Raw genomic sequence first — 18153 nt, forward strand, 5'->3', positions numbered from 1 at the left:
ATGAACTTTCAATTATCAGAAGAACATGAAATGATCCGTAAAATGGTACGTGATTTCGCTGAAAATGAAGTAGCACCAACAGCAGCAGAACGAGATGAAACAGAAACTTTCGATCGTGCAATATTCGATAAAATGGCGGAGTTGGGGTTAACAGGTATTCCGTGGCCGGAAGAATATGGTGGTATCGGTTCTGATTTTTTAGCCTATTGTATTGCAGTTGAAGAATTATCTCGTGTTTGTGCTTCTACTGGCGTAACACTTTCTGCACATACATCTTTAGCAGGATGGCCGATTTATAAATTTGGTAATGAAGAGCAAAAACAGAAATACTTACGACCAATGGCTGAAGGTACTAAAATTGGTGGATATGGCTTAACGGAGCCGAGCTCAGGCTCGGATGCAGGTGGGATGAAAACTACAGCAAAATTAGATGGTGATGATTACATCTTAAACGGCTCTAAAATCTTCATCACAAACGGTGGCATAGCTGAAATTTATGTCGTATTTGCTGTTACAGATCCAACAGCTAAGAACGGTACAAGTGCATTCATAGTAGAATCTGATTTTGAAGGATTCTCGGTTGGTAAAAAAGAAAAGAAACTAGGAATTCGCTCATCACCTACAACTGAAATTATTTTTGATAATTGCCGTGTACCAAAAGAAAACTTGTTAGGTGCGGAAGGTGAAGGTTTTAAAATTGCCATGAAAACGTTAGATGGTGGTCGTAATGGTATTGCTGCTCAAGCAGTCGGTATTGCACAAGGGGCATTAGATGCATCTGTTGCCTATGCAAAAGAACGAGTTCAATTTGGTAAACCAATTACAGCAAATCAAGGTGTATCTTTTAAACTAGCAGATATGGCTACATCAATTGAAGCTTCTAGATTATTAACATATCAAGCTGCTTGGTTAGAATCAAACAATCTTCCTTACGGTAAAGCATCAGCAATGGCAAAATTGATGGCTGGAGATACAGCGATGAATGTAACAACTGAGGCTGTGCAAGTATTTGGTGGCTACGGCTATACAAAAGATTATCCAGTTGAACGATATATGCGTGATGCAAAAATCACACAAATTTACGAAGGAACACAAGAGATTCAACGCTTAGTGATTTCTCGTATGTTAACGAAATAATATATGGTAAAAAGGCAAAATAAAAGACAAGTAGAATCGTCAGTTAAAGATGAAAGCCTGATAGAAAAGCGCAGGAATGAGATGATTCATGGCGCGGTTAAATTGTTTAAGCAAAAAGGCTTTCACCGTACAACGACTCGAGAAATTGCTAAAGAAGCTGGCTTTAGTATTGGTACGCTTTATGAATATATTCGAACGAAAGAAGATGTACTATATCTAGTTTGTGACAATATTTATCGTGAAGTAAGTATAAGGTTAGCAAATTTACCGACAGAAGAAGGTACAATAGCAGGTTTAAAAGCATCTATACGTCAATACTTTTTGCTTATAGATTCCATGTCAGATGAAATTCTAGTCATGTACCAGGAGTCTAAGTCTTTACCAAAAGATGCATTGCGATACGTTTTAACAAAGGAACTTGAGATGGTTCGGTTATTTGAAAATCTTTTAGCTGGTTGTGTACAGTCTGGGGAACTGTCTCTATCTGAAAAAGAGATCAATCTTATAGCAAATAATATCGTGGTGCAAGGTCAAACGTGGGCATTTAGACGATGGGCGTTCAGAAGAAATTATACAATTGATGATTATATTGAAATGCAAACGACTATTTTCTTAAATGGTATTTTGAAGAAGTAACTCAACACTTTGTGCAAGGTAGTAAAACTCAAACTTTTCATATAGTTTTAGTTTCTAGAGCCTTGCACATTTTTTGTTCCAATCATTTCAGGGGAATGGAAGGGGAAACAACTTAGTTTTTCGTTCATAACAAGGGGGAGCTTATATATGGTTCAAGCAACAGTGTATCGTCCAAAAAATCACGTAAGATTTGTCACGGCTTCTAGTCTTTTTGATGGCCATGATGCATCGGTTAATATTATGCGTCGTATTTTGCAATCGAGTGGCGTCGAAGTTATTCATCTAGGACATAATCGCTCAGTTGAAGAGGTAGTCAACGCAGCGATCCAAGAAGATGCGCAAGGGGTAGCGATTTCTTCATATCAAGGTGGTCACGTAGAATATTTTAAATATATGCAAGATCTATTTAGGGAAAAAGGCGCTCCGCATATAGGTATTTTCGGTGGCGGAGGTGGCGTAATCTTACCTCGTGAAATTAAAGAACTACATGAATATGGTATTGCGGGGTTATTTTCGCCAGAAGATGGTCGTGAACTGGGATTACAAGGCATGATTAATCAAATGATTGAAAAAAGCGATTTTACTACAATTAAAGAGAACTTAAGTAGTAAGTTAGATACATTATCAACGGAACAACCGGAAGTATTAGCACAACTTATCACTGCAGCTGAAGAAGCGAAAGATGGTGAGCTAACAGACTTCCTAGAAAAAGCCCGGAGTTTATCAAAAAAAACACCTGTACTCGGTATTACTGGTACAGGAGGAGCCGGGAAAAGTTCATTAACTGATGAATTGATTCGTCGATTTTTACAAGAATTCCCGGATAAAAAAGTTGCTATCCTATCAATTGATCCAACGAAGCAAAAAACTGGTGGGGCATTACTTGGAGACCGTATTCGTATGAATGCTATATTTAATAATCGTGTTTATATGCGTAGTCTTGCAACACGGGGATCTCACTCTGAGCTTTCGGATGCAATTGCTGACGTATTAGATGTTGTGAAGGTAGCAGGATATGATCTAATCGTTGTTGAAACAAGTGGTATCGGTCAAGGGGATGCTGCTATTACAAAAATTTCAGATTTGTCCATGTATGTTATGACAAGTGAATTTGGTGCACCGACGCAGCTTGAGAAAATTGATATGATTGATTTTGCTGATCTAATTGTCATTAACAAATTCGAACGTAAAGGGTCAGAAGATGCGCTTCGACAAGTACAGAAACAATACCAACGTAGCCATGAACTATGGACAAAAAATCTAGATGAAATGCCGGTATTTGGTACAATCGCTAGCCAGTTTAATGACAAAGGGACAAATTCTTTATTCGCAGAGCTTGTTCAAGTTATTAACGAAAAATGTGGTCTTGATTGGGTAACATCTTACGAGCATTTTGTGAAAACTCAAAAGCAAGATGTTATCATTCCAAATGATCGACGATACTACTTGCGTGAAATTACAGATGCTATTCGTAATTATCATAAAAAGTCCGAACAACAAGTTGAATTTGCCCGAAAGCTATTCCAATTAGAAGGGGCAATAACAACTGTTCAGGAGAAAGCACCAGACGATGCATTAATTACATCACTCACTTCATTAGCCGAGGATATCAAAAATCAATTAACAGCAGAATCAAAGAACATTTTAGCAAATTGGAAAACACTTAAGGAAGCATACTCTGGAGATGAATTTGTTACAAAAGTACGTGACAAAGAAATCCGTACAATTTTGACAACAACTAGCCTAGCTGGTTTAAAAATTCCAAAAGTAGTATTGCCGAAATTCGTTGATTACGGAGAGATATTACGTTGGGTATATAAAGAAAATGTACCAGGTTCATTCCCTTATACAGCAGGAGTTTTCCCTTTTAAACGTGAAGGAGAAGATCCGAAACGCCAATTTGCAGGTGAAGGGACACCAGAACGTACAAATAGACGCTTCCATTACTTATCTAAAGATGATGATGCAAAACGCTTATCAACTGCATTTGACTCTGTAACGTTGTACGGTGAAGATCCAGATTACCGTCCGGATATTTACGGTAAAGTCGGCGAATCAGGGGTTAGTATTTGTACACTAGAAGATATGAAGAAGCTTTATGATGGCTTTGATCTATGTGCACCATCTACTTCTGTGTCAATGACCATCAACGGTCCTGCTCCAATTATTCTAGCAATGTTCATGAACACAGCTGTTGATCAACAAGTGAAAATACAAGAAAGTAAATTAGGACGCTGTTTAACTGTTGAAGAATTCACTGATGTTCGTGAAAAAACGCTTCAAGTTGTGCGCGGTACAGTTCAGGCTGACATTTTAAAAGAAGATCAAGGACAGAATACTTGTATTTTCTCTACAGAATTCGCATTACGTATGATGGGGGATATTCAACAATATTTCATCGACCAAAAAGTACGTAACTATTATTCTGTATCGATTTCTGGATATCATATTGCAGAAGCAGGTGCGAACCCAATTTCACAGCTAGCATTTACTTTGGCTAATGGTTTCACTTATGTGGAATACTATTTAAGTCGTGGCATGAATATTGATGATTTCGCACCAAATCTATCTTTCTTCTTCTCCAATGGTTTAGACCCAGAATATACAGTAATCGGTCGAGTAGCTCGTCGTATTTGGTCAATTGTTATGCGTGATAAATACGGTGCAAATGAACGTAGTCAGAAGCTAAAATACCATATCCAAACTTCGGGTCGTAGCTTACACGCACAAGAAATTGACTTCAACGATATTCGTACAACATTGCAAGCATTGATGGCATTGCATGATAACTGTAATTCATTACACACGAATGCATATGACGAAGCGATTACAACACCAACAGAAGAATCTGTTCGTCGCGCAATGGCTATTCAAATGATCATTACAAAAGAACACGGGCTAACAAAAAATGAAAATCCATTACAAGGTGCATTCATAATCGAAGAACTAACTGATCTTGTAGAAAATGCAGTATTGGAAGAATTCGATCGAATTAATGATAGAGGCGGAGTTCTTGGAGCGATGGAAACCCAATATCAACGTGGTAAGATTCAAGAAGAATCCATGTACTATGAAATGCTGAAACATTCAGGTGAACTACCAATCATCGGTGTTAACACATACTTGAATCCAAATCCACCTTCATCAGAAGCAATCGATAGTATGGAAATTGCCAGAGCATCACAAGAAGAAAAAGAAACACAAATTCAAAATCTACAAAAATTCCAAGCAAAACATGCCACTGAAGCTGAAGGTGCTATTCAAAAACTAAAAGAAGTAGCAGTAACAGGAGGCAACATATTTGCAGAACTAATGGAAACAGTAAAATACGCAAGCCTAGGCCAAATCACCAACGCCCTATACCAAGTAGGCGGACAATACAGAAGGAATATGTAACTAAATGCTGAAGGCGCTCGTTAAGCTACGAGGTCGTTGGAAGGCGTAAGCCAAAGTCGCACTTAGACTTTGGGCGCGTGACTGAAACGCCCCGAGTAGCAAGCGCCAAAAGCTGGATATGTAACTAAAGGCTGAAACGGCCCGTTTCAAGGAAGATAGCCTAAGAACGCCACGTCCTGTGGCAACGGCTACCTGACCAACATCCTGTTGGCCCCCGACAAGGATTGGAAAAAGGAACACAGTCTAAAAATGCCACATCCAATGCCCATAAAAGCAAAGCAAATGTACAAAAATTCTAAGTGATTAAAATTAGTGAAAAATAAAAAATGAAGGAACTAATCATTTCATTAGCCCCTTCATTTTTATTTTTTGTATAATAAGGAGTAAAATAAATTTTAAGGAGTTCTTGTTTATATGAAAAGCTTTCTACATTATCTATTTATCATAATTTGCCTGGTACTTATATTCTTTTTGTATAACAAGCAATTAGGGGCCATCCCCATCCTTATTTTTTCCATATATCTTTTTGCTTATGGGTATCGACAATTGAGAAATCAAAAAAAGAATAATTGATTGTGGCGTAATCAAAGAAAGATTGTATATAATGGATATTATGTTTATGTATTAAGAAGGGACGTGCACGATTTGAACTTTCGTGAAATGACAAAAGAACAACTATCAGAAGAATCGTTTATCGATTTAGCATACGGAATTTTAGATTCAAAAAAACAACCATTAACTTTCCCAGAACTGATGAAAGAAATCCAAACAATAAAAGGTTGTACTGATGCAGAAGTAAAAGAGCGCTTATTACAATTTTATACAGACCTTAACATTGAAGGTCGCTTTATTGTACTAGCTGAAAACCGTTGGGGCCTTCGCGAGTGGTATGCAATCGAACAAATCGAAGAAGAAACAGCACCAACAGTAAAAGTCCGCAAGAAAAAAGCTAAAGCTGTAATTGACGATGAAGATGAACTTGAAGAAGAAGAAGAAGAATTAGACTTCGATGAAAACTTCGATGAATTCGTTGAAGATCCAAATGAAGAAGATGAGGAAGAGGAAGAATTCGAAGATGTTACAATCGATGATATCGATGAAGACATCGATGAAGACTTGATTGAAGAAGAAGATGAATTCGAAATTGATGAAGAAGATGAAGAGTTAGAAGAAGAGGAAGAAGAATAATTTCTTGACTTCTAGCCGAGTTCAATATAATCTTTTACATGGGCTCCTTAAAAGGAGAATGACCGTATAATTTATACGCTCCCCCTGCATATTATGCGGGAGGAGCGTTTTTTATTTTTTTATAAGTGTTTAATTTAAAGGAGGAATTGGCTTTGACCAAATATATTTTCGTAACAGGTGGGGTTGTATCATCACTTGGTAAAGGTATTACAGCTGCATCACTTGGACGTTTACTGAAGAATCGTGGATTAGAAGTAACAATCCAAAAATTTGACCCATACATCAATCTTGACCCAGGTACAATGAGTCCGTACCAACACGGGGAAGTTTTCGTAACAGATGATGGCGCAGAGGCAGATTTAGATTTAGGTCACTATGAACGTTTCATTGATATTAACTTAGGAAAACACAGTACAGTAACTTCTGGACGTGTTTACTCTTCTGTTTTGAGAAAAGAACGTCGTGGAGATTATAACGGTGGAACTGTACAAGTTATTCCACACATCACAAACGAAATTAAAGAGCGTATCCAACGTGCAGGTCGTGAAACAAGCGCGGATGTGGTTATTACAGAAGTAGGCGGAACAGTAGGTGATATCGAATCACTACCATTCCTAGAAGCTATTCGACAAATGAAATCAGATCTTGGTGGGGAAAACGTAATGTACATTCACTGTACTTTAATTCCTTACATCAAAGCAGCTGGTGAATTAAAAACAAAACCAACACAACACTCTGTAAAAGAATTACGTTCTTTAGGTATTCAACCAACTCTTCTTGTAGTACGTACAGAACAAGAAGTGCCACAAGAAATGAAAGAAAAATTAGCTTTATTCTGTGACGTAAAAGCAAGTAACGTTATTGAATGTCAAGATGCAAAACATTTATATGAAGTCCCATTAAACCTACAAGCACAAGGTATGGATGATATCGTTCTAGAACACTTTGGTATCACTGCGCCACAAGCTGATATGGCTGAATGGACTGAATTAGTAGATCGTGTATTAAACTTATCTAAAACAGTGAAAATTGCACTTGTTGGTAAATATGTTGAATTACAAGATGCTTATTTATCAGTAGTTGAAGCATTAAAACACGCTGGATACCCAGTAGATGCAGATATTGAAGTAGACTGGATCAATTCTGAAGATGTTACAGCTGAAAATGTTGAAGAATTATTGAAAAATGCAGATGGTATTCTTGTACCAGGTGGCTTTGGTGACCGTGGTGTTGAAGGTAAAATCATTGCAACTCAATATGCACGTGAAAATGACGTACCGTTCTTAGGTATTTGCCTAGGTATGCAATTAGCAACTGTTGAATTTGCACGTAACGTTCTAAACTTAGAAGGCGCGCATTCATCAGAACTTGATGCAGGTACTAAATACCCTATTATCGATCTTTTACCAGAACAAAAAGACGTTGAGGATTTAGGTGGAACACTTCGTCTAGGTCTTTTCCCATGCAAATTAGAATCAGGTTCTAAAGCTATGGAAGCATATGGTGAAGAAATAGTCTATGAACGTCATCGTCATCGTTATGAGTTTAATAACGAATACCGTGAAGCGTTTGAAGCAGCAGGATTCGTCTTCTCAGGTACAAGCCCAGACGGCCGTTTAGTTGAAATTGTTGAATTACCAGAGAACAAATTCTTCGTGGCATCTCAATTCCACCCAGAATTTATCTCACGTCCGAACCGTCCACAACCACTATTCAGAGAATTCATCGCAGCAGCAGTTAAATAACTACTGATTTTGCGTAACAAGTCTTGAATATTGTTGTAAGGTTCGTGTGAAACTGATGTAACCTGAAAAACAAAAGATTTATACAAAGAGACTACTCCACATGATTAAATGAAGAGTAGTCTCTTTTTTTGTAGAAAAAAATAAATTAGACCATACTATAATAGTAATGATAATCAATCAAATAATTAAAAAACACCAAAAAACCACTCCAAAAACCTATAGAGTGGTCTGAAAAAGAGTTAGATCATTACTAATCAATAGATAGCATTTCGTCATAGGACATTTTCACAGCTTCGTATACAAACATAGCGGCAAAACTATACGGCAGCACAATACGTTCACCTGCAGCATTTGGCAATAACCCTTTTTTGATGCCTAAAGTTACATAGGTATAAGCTAAATCAGCCATCTCGCCACTATCTTCAGCTTTTTCACTTGCAACTACAGCAAATGGTATAAATAAATCGTATAATGAATGTGCCAATTCGAGAGCCTGTGGATCGTTTGCGTGACGAGTGAAAATACATACACGGTCTGTTGAGATTAATTTTGTATCCTTAGACCAAGGTTTTAATTTCGTAAAAGGTTCTGCGCTATGCAAAGCATTATTTTCAATTGCTTGCATTTCATCGAAACAAGCAAAATATACAGTTCCTTCAGCGATACCTGCTTGCGCTAATAATCGTGCAGTTTCTTCTATTGCTTCTTCTTGACTAGTCGAAATTCTTTGTAAGAGACCGCCAAGCTGTGTCGATAACATTTTCAACATAATATTCACCTCACGGCTTTTATTATAATAATTGTTCATTTTAAATGCAAAATGAATTATTTTAATGTATTAAAAGGGAAAATGAGGTATATTATCGAATAATACGTACGGGGGAATAAAAAAAGGGAGTATGGTAAAGGTGAAAAAAATACTTATAGTAGACGACCAACAAGGAATTCGCTTGCTACTCAATGAGGTGTTCAAGAAAGAGGGCTATGAAACATATCTAGCTGCTAACGGTCTTGAGGCATTGCAATATATAGATAAAATAATGATGGATTGTGTCTTATTAGATATGAAAATTCCTGGTATGGATGGAATTGAAATACTAAAACGTATAAATAAGCAATTACCTGACCTGCCTGTACTTATGATGACAGCATATGGAGAATTGGATTTGATTAAAGAAGCTGAGGCTCTTGGTGCTAAGCATTACTTTACAAAACCATTCGACATATACGAAGTGCGAGACGTGGTCAATAAAATATTGAAAGATTAATGGTGAGCAGTGGTCAACGACGTATGTTTTTGATATTATGAGTTATGATATTAAGTAACCTTAATACCACGATTCATACTAGAGGAGGAATTTGTAATGGCTTTGGTTTCCATGAAAGAAATGTTGATTAAAGGTAAAAAAGAAGGTTATGCAGTTGGTCAATTCAACATCAATAACCTTGAATTCACTCAAGCTATTTTACTTGCTGCAGAAGAAGAAAAATCACCAGTAATTTTAGGTGTTTCTGAGGGTGCAGGGAAATACATGGGGGGATTTATTGCCGTAGTCCACATGGTAAAAGGCCTTATCGAAAGCTACAAGATTACAGTTCCAGTAGCAATTCACTTAGACCACGGTTCAAGCTTCGAAAAATGTAAAGAAGCAATCGATGCTGGTTTTACATCAGTTATGATTGATGCTTCACACCATTCGTTCGAAGAGAATGTTGAAATCACTTCTAAAGTGGTTGAATATGCACACGCTAGAGGTGTTTCTGTGGAAGCAGAACTCGGCACAGTTGGTGGCGATGAAGATGGAGTAATTGGTGGCATCATGTATGCAGATCCACAAGAATGTAAAAAACTTGTTGAAGCTACAAATATTGATTGCCTAGCACCTGCATTAGGTTCAGTTCATGGTCCTTATCAAGGTGAGCCAAACTTAGGTTTTAAAGAAATGGAAGAAATCTCAAATTTAGCTGAATTACCATTAGTATTACATGGTGGTACGGGTATTCCTTTAAAAGATATTCAACGTTCAATCTCTTTAGGAACAGCTAAAATTAACGTTAATACTGAAAACCAAATCGCTGCTACAAAAGCAGTTCGTGAAGTATTAGCAAATGACACTAAAGTATATGATCCACGTAAATATTTAATTCCAGCTCGTGATGCTATTAAAGCGACAGTTGCTGGCAAAATACACGAATTCGGAAGTGCTCAAAAAGCATAATTAATCAGGTGAAATGAGGAGAAGTGTTCGGTTAAATTAATCGGCCCTTCTCCTATTTTCCATCATCCAGGGGGATTTTATTATGAAATTTTTTATCGATACAGCTAACTTTGAAGAAATCAAAGAAGCGCATTCTTGGGGTATTATCTCAGGTGTAACAACAAATCCATCACTAGTAGCAAAAGAACAAAATATTTCATTCCACGATCGTCTACGCGAAATCGCGGATTTAGTTGATGGTTCTATTAGTGGAGAAGTAATTTCATTAGATGCAGAAGGGATGATTAAAGAAGGTCTTGAACTTGCTGCTATTGCACCTAATATTACTGTGAAACTACCAATGACACCAGCTGGTTTAACAGCTTGTTCTACACTATCAAAACAAGGTATTAAAACAAACGTTACATTAATCTTTAGTGCAAACCAAGCACTATTAGCAGCTCGTGCGGGAGCAACTTACGTATCTCCATTCTTAGGTCGTTTAGATGATCTTGGTCAAGATGGTATTGAGTTAGTACGCCAAATCGCTGAAATCTTCGCTATTCATGAAATCCCTACGCAAATTATTGCGGCTTCTATTCGTCACCCACAACATATTACAGAAGCGGCTCTTGCTGGTGCACATATTTCCACAACTCCATTTAAAGTTTTAGCTCAATTATTTAAACATCCTTTAACTGATAAAGGAATTGAAGGTTTCTTAGCGGATTGGAATAAGAAAAACGGTTAATAATAATAGAAATATCCGAAGATGAAGGAGATTTACATGGACGTTTATAAAATTAACGGCGACAAGCGTTTGCAAGGGACGATCAAAGTAAACGGCGCTAAAAATAGTGCTGTAGCCTTAATTCCAGCATCCATATTGGCTAATTCACCCGTCACAATCGAAGGCTTACCAGAAATTCTAGACGTTACAACATTGAAAGCCTTACTTGAAGAAATTGGTGGAGAAGTACAATTTTCTGACGGTCATATGGTTATTGATCCTCGAGGAATGGTTGATATGCCTTTACCGAATGGCAATGTCAAAAAACTTCGCGCTTCGTACTATATGATGGGAGCGATGTTAGGACGGTTTAAAAAGGCTGTTATTGGATTACCAGGTGGTTGTCATTTAGGTCCACGCCCAATTGATCAACATATTAAAGGCTTTGAAGCATTAGGCGCTAAAGTAACAAATGAGCATGGTGCAATCTATTTACGAGCTGATGAATTAGTAGGTGCTAAAATCTATTTAGATGTTAGCAGTGTAGGGGCCACTATTAACATCATGCTTGCTGCAGTTAAAGCAAAAGGACGCACAGTCATTGAAAATGCTGCAAAAGAACCCGAGATTATTGATGTTGCCACATTACTAACGAATATGGGAGCTAAGATTAAAGGTGCAGGTACGAACGTGATTCGTATTGATGGGGTTGAAGAGTTACACGGAACAAATCATACAATTATTCCAGACAGAATAGAAGCTGGTACATTTATGATAATGGCCGCAGCAATTGGTGATGGTATTATAATCGATAATGTAATTCCTTTACACGTAGAAGCTGTTACAGCAAAACTACGAGAAATGGGCGTCAAAATTATTGAGGAAGAAGAAAGAATCATCATTCCTAAAGTTGAAAAGCTTCAGGCAGTTGATGTGAAAACTCTTGTATATCCAGGTTTCCCAACAGATTTACAACAACCCTTTACTGTATTATTAACACAATCTCAAGGTTCATCAGTCGTGACAGATACAATTTATTCTGCCCGTTTTAAACATATTGATGAAATAGCTCGCATGGGGGCAAATGGTAAAGTAGAAGGACGTACAGCCATTATTAATGGTTCGACTAAACTAGAAGCTGCTACAGTTACTGCTACAGATTTAAGAGCAGGTGCAGCACTGGTCATTGCAGGCTTATTAGCTAAGGGCGAAACAGAAATCCATGACATTTTCCACATAGAAAGAGGCTATAGTTCATTGGTTCCGAAGCTACGTGCTCTTGGTGCAGATATTCGCCGTGAATCGCTACCTTCAGAACAAGAAAACATAGCCACAAATAGATAAAACTGAAAAAAAGCCGCACAGAATTATCTGTGTGCTACAATAGATTTAGTTTTAAAGGATTCCAACCATTTAATGAGTTGGAAAGCGGGAGGATAAGTTAAAAATGAAACGCAGTTTATCAATGGAAGTAGTACGTGTTACAGAAGCAGCAGCAATTGCCTCAGCAAGATGGATGGGCCGAGGATTGAAAATGGAAGCAGATGATGCAGCGACAACAGCCATGCGTCAAGTATTTGATTCCATTCCTATGCAAGGAACAGTCGTAATCGGTGAAGGTGAAATGGACGAAGCACCAATGTTATATATTGGTGAACAATTAGGTCATGATGAAAATGGGCCACATGTCGATATCGCCGTAGATCCTCTAGAAGGAACGAATATTGTAGCAGCTGGTAGCGGAAACGCACTAACTGTATTAGCAATCGCTGATCGCGGAAACTTACTTCATGCACCTGATATGTACATGGAAAAGATTGCAGTAGGTCCAGAAGCAGCAGGGAAAATTGATATTAATGCACCAGTAATTGATAACTTACGTGCAGTAGCTAAAGCAAAAAACAAAGATATTGAAGACGTAGTAGCGACTCTATTAAATCGTGATCGTCACCAACATATTGTTGATCAAATTCGTGAAGCTGGTGCTCGTATTAAATTTATCTCTGATGGAGATGTAGCAGCAGCAATTAACACAGCATTTGATGAAACAGGCGTAGACATTCTATTCGGAATGGGTGGAGCTCCTGAAGGTGTAATTGCCGCAGTAGCGTTAAAATGTCTTGGTGGAGAGTTCCAAGGTAAATTAATTCCATCAAATGATGAAGAGATTGAACGTTGCAAAAAGATGGGTATCGAAGTTAATAAAGTATTATATATGGATGACCTTGTTAAAGGTGACGATGCAATCTTCGCCGCAACAGGTGTTACTGATGGAGAGTTACTAAAAGGTGTTCAATTTAAAGGTGGCCACTGTACAACTGAATCAGTTGTTATGCGTGCTAAATCTGGTACTGTTCGTTTCATCGAAGGACGCCATAGCTTAACTAAAAAACCAAATCTATTTATGGAATATTAAACTTCAATATTAATTGCCCGGCAGTTGCCGGGCATCTTCTTAAAGGACATTTCATTCATTTACTCGCAATTCTCACACATCTATGTTGACCAAATTCATCTATACAAAAAAACTTATATAAGAGTGGTGCTATGTCTATGACGACAATGACAATTTCTCAGCTTGAAGATATGAAACTAAAAGATTTGTATGCACTTGCGAGAGATTATAAAATTTCATATTATAGTAAGCTGACAAAAAAAGAATTAATTTTTGCTATTCTAAAATCAAGAGCTGAACAAGAAGGCTACTTCTTCATGGAAGGTGTCCTTGAGATTATTCAACAAGAGGGCTTTGGCTTCTTAAGACCTATAAATTATTCACCTAGTTCTGAAGATATTTATATCTCAGCATCACAAATCCGTCGATTTAGTCTACGTAATGGTGATAAAGTAACGGGGAAAGTGCGCCCACCAAAAGAAAATGAGCGCTATTATGGTTTGTTACATGTTGAGGCAGTCAATGGGGAAGACCCTGAAACTGCAAAAGAACGTGTACATTTCCCAGCATTGACACCGCTATATCCGGATCGTCATATTAAACTGGAAACAACTCCAACAAAATTATCTACACGTATTATGGATTTAGTGGCACCAGTAGGCTTTGGTCAACGTGGACTTATTGTGGCTCCTCCAAAAGCGGGTAAAACATTACTTTTAAAGGAAATTGCAAATGCAATTACGGAGAAATATCCTGAATCTGAACTTATTGTACTTTTAATAGATGAACGACCTGAGGAAGTAACGGATATTGAACGCTCAGTAGCAGCAGACGTAGTTAGCTCAACATTCGATGAATTGCCAGAAAATCACGTTAAAGTGGCAGAGTTAGTGTTAGAACGTGCTATGCGATTAGTAGAGCATAAGCGTGATGTTATTATCTTAATGGACTCTATTACTCGACTTGCGCGTGCGTATAACCTTGTTATTCCTCCAAGTGGTCGAACTTTATCAGGTGGTATTGATCCTGCTGCATTCCACCGTCCAAAACGCTTCTTCGGTGCTGCGCGTAATATTGAAGAAGGCGGTAGTTTAACAATATTAGCTACTGCATTAATCGATACAGGCTCTCGAATGGATGAAGTAATTTACGAAGAGTTCAAAGGGACAGGTAACTTAGAGCTTCATCTAGACCGTAGTCTAGCAGAACGTCGTATCTTCCCAGCTATCGACATTCGTCGTTCAGGAACTCGTAAAGAAGAACTACTAATTCCAAAAGACCAACTAGATAAACTGTGGGCGATTCGTAAAACATTCTCAGATTCATCGGATTTTGCAGAACGATTCCTAAAAAAATTACGTCAAACAAAAACGAATGATGAGTTTTTTGAACAGTTAAATTCAGATATGAAAGCTGCTCGAAACGGTAAAGGGTTACTGTAAAAGAGAATCTGTTTTCTACTAAAATTTAAATTCATATAATTTATTTTCTTGCAACACTGTATAGTTTTTGATATACTTCATACAGTATTGCAATAAACGTGTTGCATATGCGGCAAACTAATCTGGGTCGTGTAAGGCAACAGTTCGAAATACTCTGTTCCAGATGGTTCAGGGCGAAAGGAGATCATACACATGAAACAAGGTATTCATCCAGATCACAAAGAAGCAACAGTAAGCTGCTCTTGTGGTAACACTTTCACAACTGGTTCAGTAAAAGAAAAAATCGTAGTAGAATTCTGCAACGAATGTCACCCATTCTATACTGGCCGTCAAAAATTCGCGTCTGCTGACGGACGTGTTGACCGTTTCAACAAAAAATACGGTATTAAATAATTTAACCCGTATATACAAAATGCCTGCCCTGCAAGTAATTGCTAGGCAGGTATTTTTCTTGCGCCAAAATGCTTTTTCGTGTAGTATAAAGCTCGTTCGTTTAAAATAAAAAACTATGTAAGTGGATTACATAACATAGTTTTTATATAAAAAAAAGGGAAGTATTCTCTCTATTTTTTCGTTATGATGATGGATATAAGTGTTGAAAGGAGTCTAATTCATGTACGTAATGACTCAAAATGGTTGGATTGAAGTAATATGCGGAAGTATGTTTTCGGGGAAATCTGAAGAACTAATTCGCCGTGTTCGTAGATCTCAATTTGCAAAACAGAAAATTGCAGTTTTTAAGCCTGAAATTGATAATCGTTATAGTGAAGAAGCAGTTGTAAGTCATAATGGCACAACAGTAATAGCGAGACCTATCAAATCACCCAAAGAAATATGGGATTACATTTCAGATGATTTCGATGTAATTGCCATTGATGAAGCACAATTTTTTGAAGATGATATTGTAGAAATTGTTCAGCAATTAGCTAATCACGGATTCCGTGTAATACTAGCGGGACTTGATCAGGATTTCAAAGGAGTTCCATTCGGTCCGATGCCGAAGTTAATGGCAATCGCAGAGCTAGTAACAAAATTACAAGCAGTATGTAGTGTATGTGGATCGCCATCGAGTCGTACACAGCGCTTAATTAATGGACAGCCTGCAGGAATCGACGACCCGGTAATATTAGTAGGTGCTTCTGAAGCGTATGAACCTCGCTGTAGACATCACCATGTAGTGCCAGTAGGGAAGTCAATTCCCCAGTAAGAGTAGCTTGAAGGCTACTCTTTTTTTATGCTTTAAATAGGGTTTTATTAACAAAAATAATCATTTATCCCTAAATAGGATTCTGTTCTATTAAGGTATGCTAGTATTAAATCTAGTGAATCCATTATAGGAAAGGGAAACATATGAAAAAGATTATACTAATGTTGTTTTCGTTTATCGCCTTAATTACTATTTTTTCACCAGCTTCAGTAACTGCAAAACCAGCATTAAAGAAATCTAGCAAGAAAATAATAGTCATCGACCCTGGCCATCAGCAATATGCCAATATTGATGTTGAACCCATTGGGCCAGGAGCAATTAAAACAAAGTATAAAGTGACGGATGGTACGCACAGTCCCTATACAAACAAAAAAGAATCTATCCTTACTTTAGAAGCGTCAAAAATGCTTGGTAATACATTAAAAAAACGTGGTTATAAAGTAATCTATACACGTACAAAACAAAGCGTGAATATTAGTAATCGTGAACGTGCCAATATTGCTAATAAAAGCAATGCAGATCTCTTTTTACGTATACATGCAGACGGGTCTATCGATAAAAAAGAAAAAGGCTTTTCGATTTTAACTACATCATCTAAAAATCCATATATATCAAAGAGTATCAATAAAGAGAGTCTAGTAATCTCTCGTGAAATTATACAAAAGGTAGAAAAGAATAAAAAAGTTAAAGATATAAAAGGAATTATTTATCGGGATGATTTATCAGGAGCAAATTGGTCGAAGGTACCTGGTGTGTTGATTGAATTGGGGTACATGACAAATAAGGACGAGGATAAAAAATTAGCAGATCCATTATATTTAAAAAGCCTGACAAATAGTATAGCGGACGGTATTGACCAATATATGAAGAAAAAATAAAGTTCAATTCTCAAAAGAGTAGCGATAGCTGCTCTTTTTCATTATACTATTGAAGGAGCATATTTCGATATATAGCTAATCACAAGTTGATTTAAATAAAATTTCCAAAAGAAAGGTCAAGGTGAAAAAAATGTTTGATCGCCTACAAGCCGTTGAAGATCGTTACGATCGATTAAATGAATTACTTAGCGACCCTGAGATAGTCAACGACTCAAAAAAACTAGCGAAGTTTTCAAAAGAGCAGTCTGATATTAGTGAAACAGTAGAAGTTTATAGAGAATATAAAGAAGTGAAACAACAGTATCAAGAAGCAAAAGAAATGTTTGAGGATAAACTAGATCCTGAAATGCGTGAGTTAGTTAAAGAAGAAGTAAGTGAATTAGAAGAGCGAATTACAAAATTAGAAGACCATTTACGTCTTTTGTTAATTCCGAAAGATCCTAATGACAGTAAAAATGTTATTATGGAAATCCGCGGTGCTGCTGGCGGTGATGAAGCTGCTCTATTCGCCAATACATTATTCCGTATGTATAGTCGATATGCTGAAGCACAAGGCTGGAAAATTGAAGTTATGAATGCTAACCCGACAGAACTTGGAGGCTATAAAGAAATTGTCTTCATGATTAACGGACAAGGCGCGTACTCAAAATTCAAATTCGAAAGTGGAGCGCACCGTGTACAACGTGTACCAGAAACAGAATCACAAGGACGTGTGCATACTTCGACATCTACTGTAGTTGTAATGCCTGAAGCCGAAGAAGTAGAGTTAGATATAGCTGATAAAGATATCCGAGTAGATATTTATCACGCAAGTGGAGCGGGTGGACAGCACGTCAACAAAACGGCCTCTGCTGTTCGTATGACACATATTCCAACAGGCGTAGTTGTTGCAATGCAAGATGAGCGTTCGCAATTAAAAAACCGTGATAAAGCGATGAAAATTTTACGTGCGCGTGTATATGATAAATTACAACAAGAAGCGCAAGATGAATATAATGCAGAACGTAAATCTGCAGTTGGTACAGGTGACCGTTCAGAGCGTATCCGTACTTATAATTTCCCGCAAAACCGTGTTACGGATCACCGTATCGGTTTAACAATTCAAAAGCTTGATCAAATTATTGAAGGTAAGATAGATGAAATCTTCGATGCACTAATCTTAGAAGAACAAGCTAACAAACTTGAAAGCCTAAACGATTAA

At 37.4% G+C, this 18153-nt stretch carries 16 protein-coding genes; 15 read left to right on the forward strand and 1 reads right to left on the reverse strand.

The window, feature by feature from the left end:
• From ACQKM9_RS00230 to ACQKM9_RS00250, 5 genes are all read left to right on the forward strand, one after another.
• Complete coding sequence (locus ACQKM9_RS00230) at nt 1-1137, forward strand: acyl-CoA dehydrogenase (protein ID WP_427731588.1); 1137 nt, start codon at nt 1-3, stop codon at nt 1135-1137.
• Nucleotides 1138-1140: 3 nt separating this feature from the next.
• Nucleotides 1141-1773, forward strand: a complete 633-nt coding sequence (locus ACQKM9_RS00235; RefSeq protein ID WP_427731590.1) for a TetR/AcrR family transcriptional regulator — start codon at nt 1141-1143, stop codon at nt 1771-1773.
• A gap of 147 nt (nt 1774-1920) precedes the next feature.
• Entirely contained in the window at nt 1921-5169 is a 3249-nt protein-coding gene (gene icmF / locus ACQKM9_RS00240) for a fused isobutyryl-CoA mutase/GTPase IcmF (RefSeq protein WP_427731592.1), read from the forward strand.
• 645 nt (nt 5170-5814) lie between these two features.
• Complete coding sequence (gene rpoE / locus ACQKM9_RS00245; RefSeq protein WP_427731594.1) at nt 5815-6357, forward strand: DNA-directed RNA polymerase subunit delta; 543 nt, start codon at nt 5815-5817, stop codon at nt 6355-6357.
• Nucleotides 6358-6509: 152 nt separating this feature from the next.
• Complete coding sequence (locus tag ACQKM9_RS00250; protein ID WP_427731596.1) at nt 6510-8102, forward strand: CTP synthase; 1593 nt, start codon at nt 6510-6512, stop codon at nt 8100-8102.
• Between the two features lie 250 nt (nt 8103-8352).
• Here the strand turns inward: ACQKM9_RS00250 and ACQKM9_RS00255 are convergent, their stop codons facing one another.
• The gene (locus tag ACQKM9_RS00255) at nt 8353-8871 is read right to left on the reverse strand and encodes a DUF2529 family protein (protein WP_427731598.1); all 519 of its coding nucleotides are present in this window, start codon (nt 8869-8871) and stop codon (nt 8353-8355) included.
• 139 nt (nt 8872-9010) lie between these two features.
• Here ACQKM9_RS00255 and ACQKM9_RS00260 point away from each other — a divergent pair, with 139 nt between their 5' ends.
• The 10 genes from ACQKM9_RS00260 (at nt 9011) to prfA (ending at nt 18153) form a co-directional block, all read left to right on the forward strand.
• On the forward strand, nt 9011-9370 hold the full coding sequence (locus ACQKM9_RS00260; RefSeq protein ID WP_038180081.1) for a response regulator: 360 nt from the start codon (nt 9011-9013) through the stop codon (nt 9368-9370).
• 96 nt (nt 9371-9466) lie between these two features.
• Nucleotides 9467-10321 (forward strand): class II fructose-bisphosphate aldolase, encoded by an 855-nt coding sequence (locus ACQKM9_RS00265; RefSeq protein ID WP_427731600.1) that lies wholly within the window; start codon nt 9467-9469, stop codon nt 10319-10321.
• Between the two features lie 82 nt (nt 10322-10403).
• Nucleotides 10404-11051, forward strand: a complete 648-nt coding sequence (gene fsa / locus ACQKM9_RS00270) for a fructose-6-phosphate aldolase (protein WP_340707866.1) — start codon at nt 10404-10406, stop codon at nt 11049-11051.
• Nucleotides 11052-11087: 36 nt separating this feature from the next.
• Complete coding sequence (locus ACQKM9_RS00275) at nt 11088-12374, forward strand: UDP-N-acetylglucosamine 1-carboxyvinyltransferase (RefSeq protein ID WP_427731602.1); 1287 nt, start codon at nt 11088-11090, stop codon at nt 12372-12374.
• Nucleotides 12375-12477: 103 nt separating this feature from the next.
• On the forward strand, nt 12478-13446 hold the full coding sequence (glpX, locus tag ACQKM9_RS00280) for a class II fructose-bisphosphatase (protein ID WP_427731604.1): 969 nt from the start codon (nt 12478-12480) through the stop codon (nt 13444-13446).
• 137 nt (nt 13447-13583) lie between these two features.
• On the forward strand, nt 13584-14867 hold the full coding sequence (gene rho, locus ACQKM9_RS00285) for a transcription termination factor Rho (RefSeq protein ID WP_427732774.1): 1284 nt from the start codon (nt 13584-13586) through the stop codon (nt 14865-14867).
• A gap of 192 nt (nt 14868-15059) precedes the next feature.
• Entirely contained in the window at nt 15060-15260 is a 201-nt protein-coding gene (rpmE, locus tag ACQKM9_RS00290; RefSeq protein WP_053417903.1) for a 50S ribosomal protein L31, read from the forward strand.
• Nucleotides 15261-15480: 220 nt separating this feature from the next.
• Nucleotides 15481-16074 (forward strand): thymidine kinase, encoded by a 594-nt coding sequence (locus tag ACQKM9_RS00295; RefSeq protein ID WP_427731606.1) that lies wholly within the window; start codon nt 15481-15483, stop codon nt 16072-16074.
• Nucleotides 16075-16217: 143 nt separating this feature from the next.
• Nucleotides 16218-16952, forward strand: a complete 735-nt coding sequence (locus ACQKM9_RS00300; protein ID WP_427731608.1) for an N-acetylmuramoyl-L-alanine amidase family protein — start codon at nt 16218-16220, stop codon at nt 16950-16952.
• 130 nt (nt 16953-17082) lie between these two features.
• On the forward strand, nt 17083-18153 hold the full coding sequence (gene prfA / locus ACQKM9_RS00305) for a peptide chain release factor 1 (RefSeq protein WP_427731610.1): 1071 nt from the start codon (nt 17083-17085) through the stop codon (nt 18151-18153).

Origin of the sequence: Viridibacillus sp. NPDC093762, from assembly GCF_050279675.1 — a bacterium.
Lineage (GTDB): Bacteria > Bacillota > Bacilli > Bacillales_A > Planococcaceae > Viridibacillus.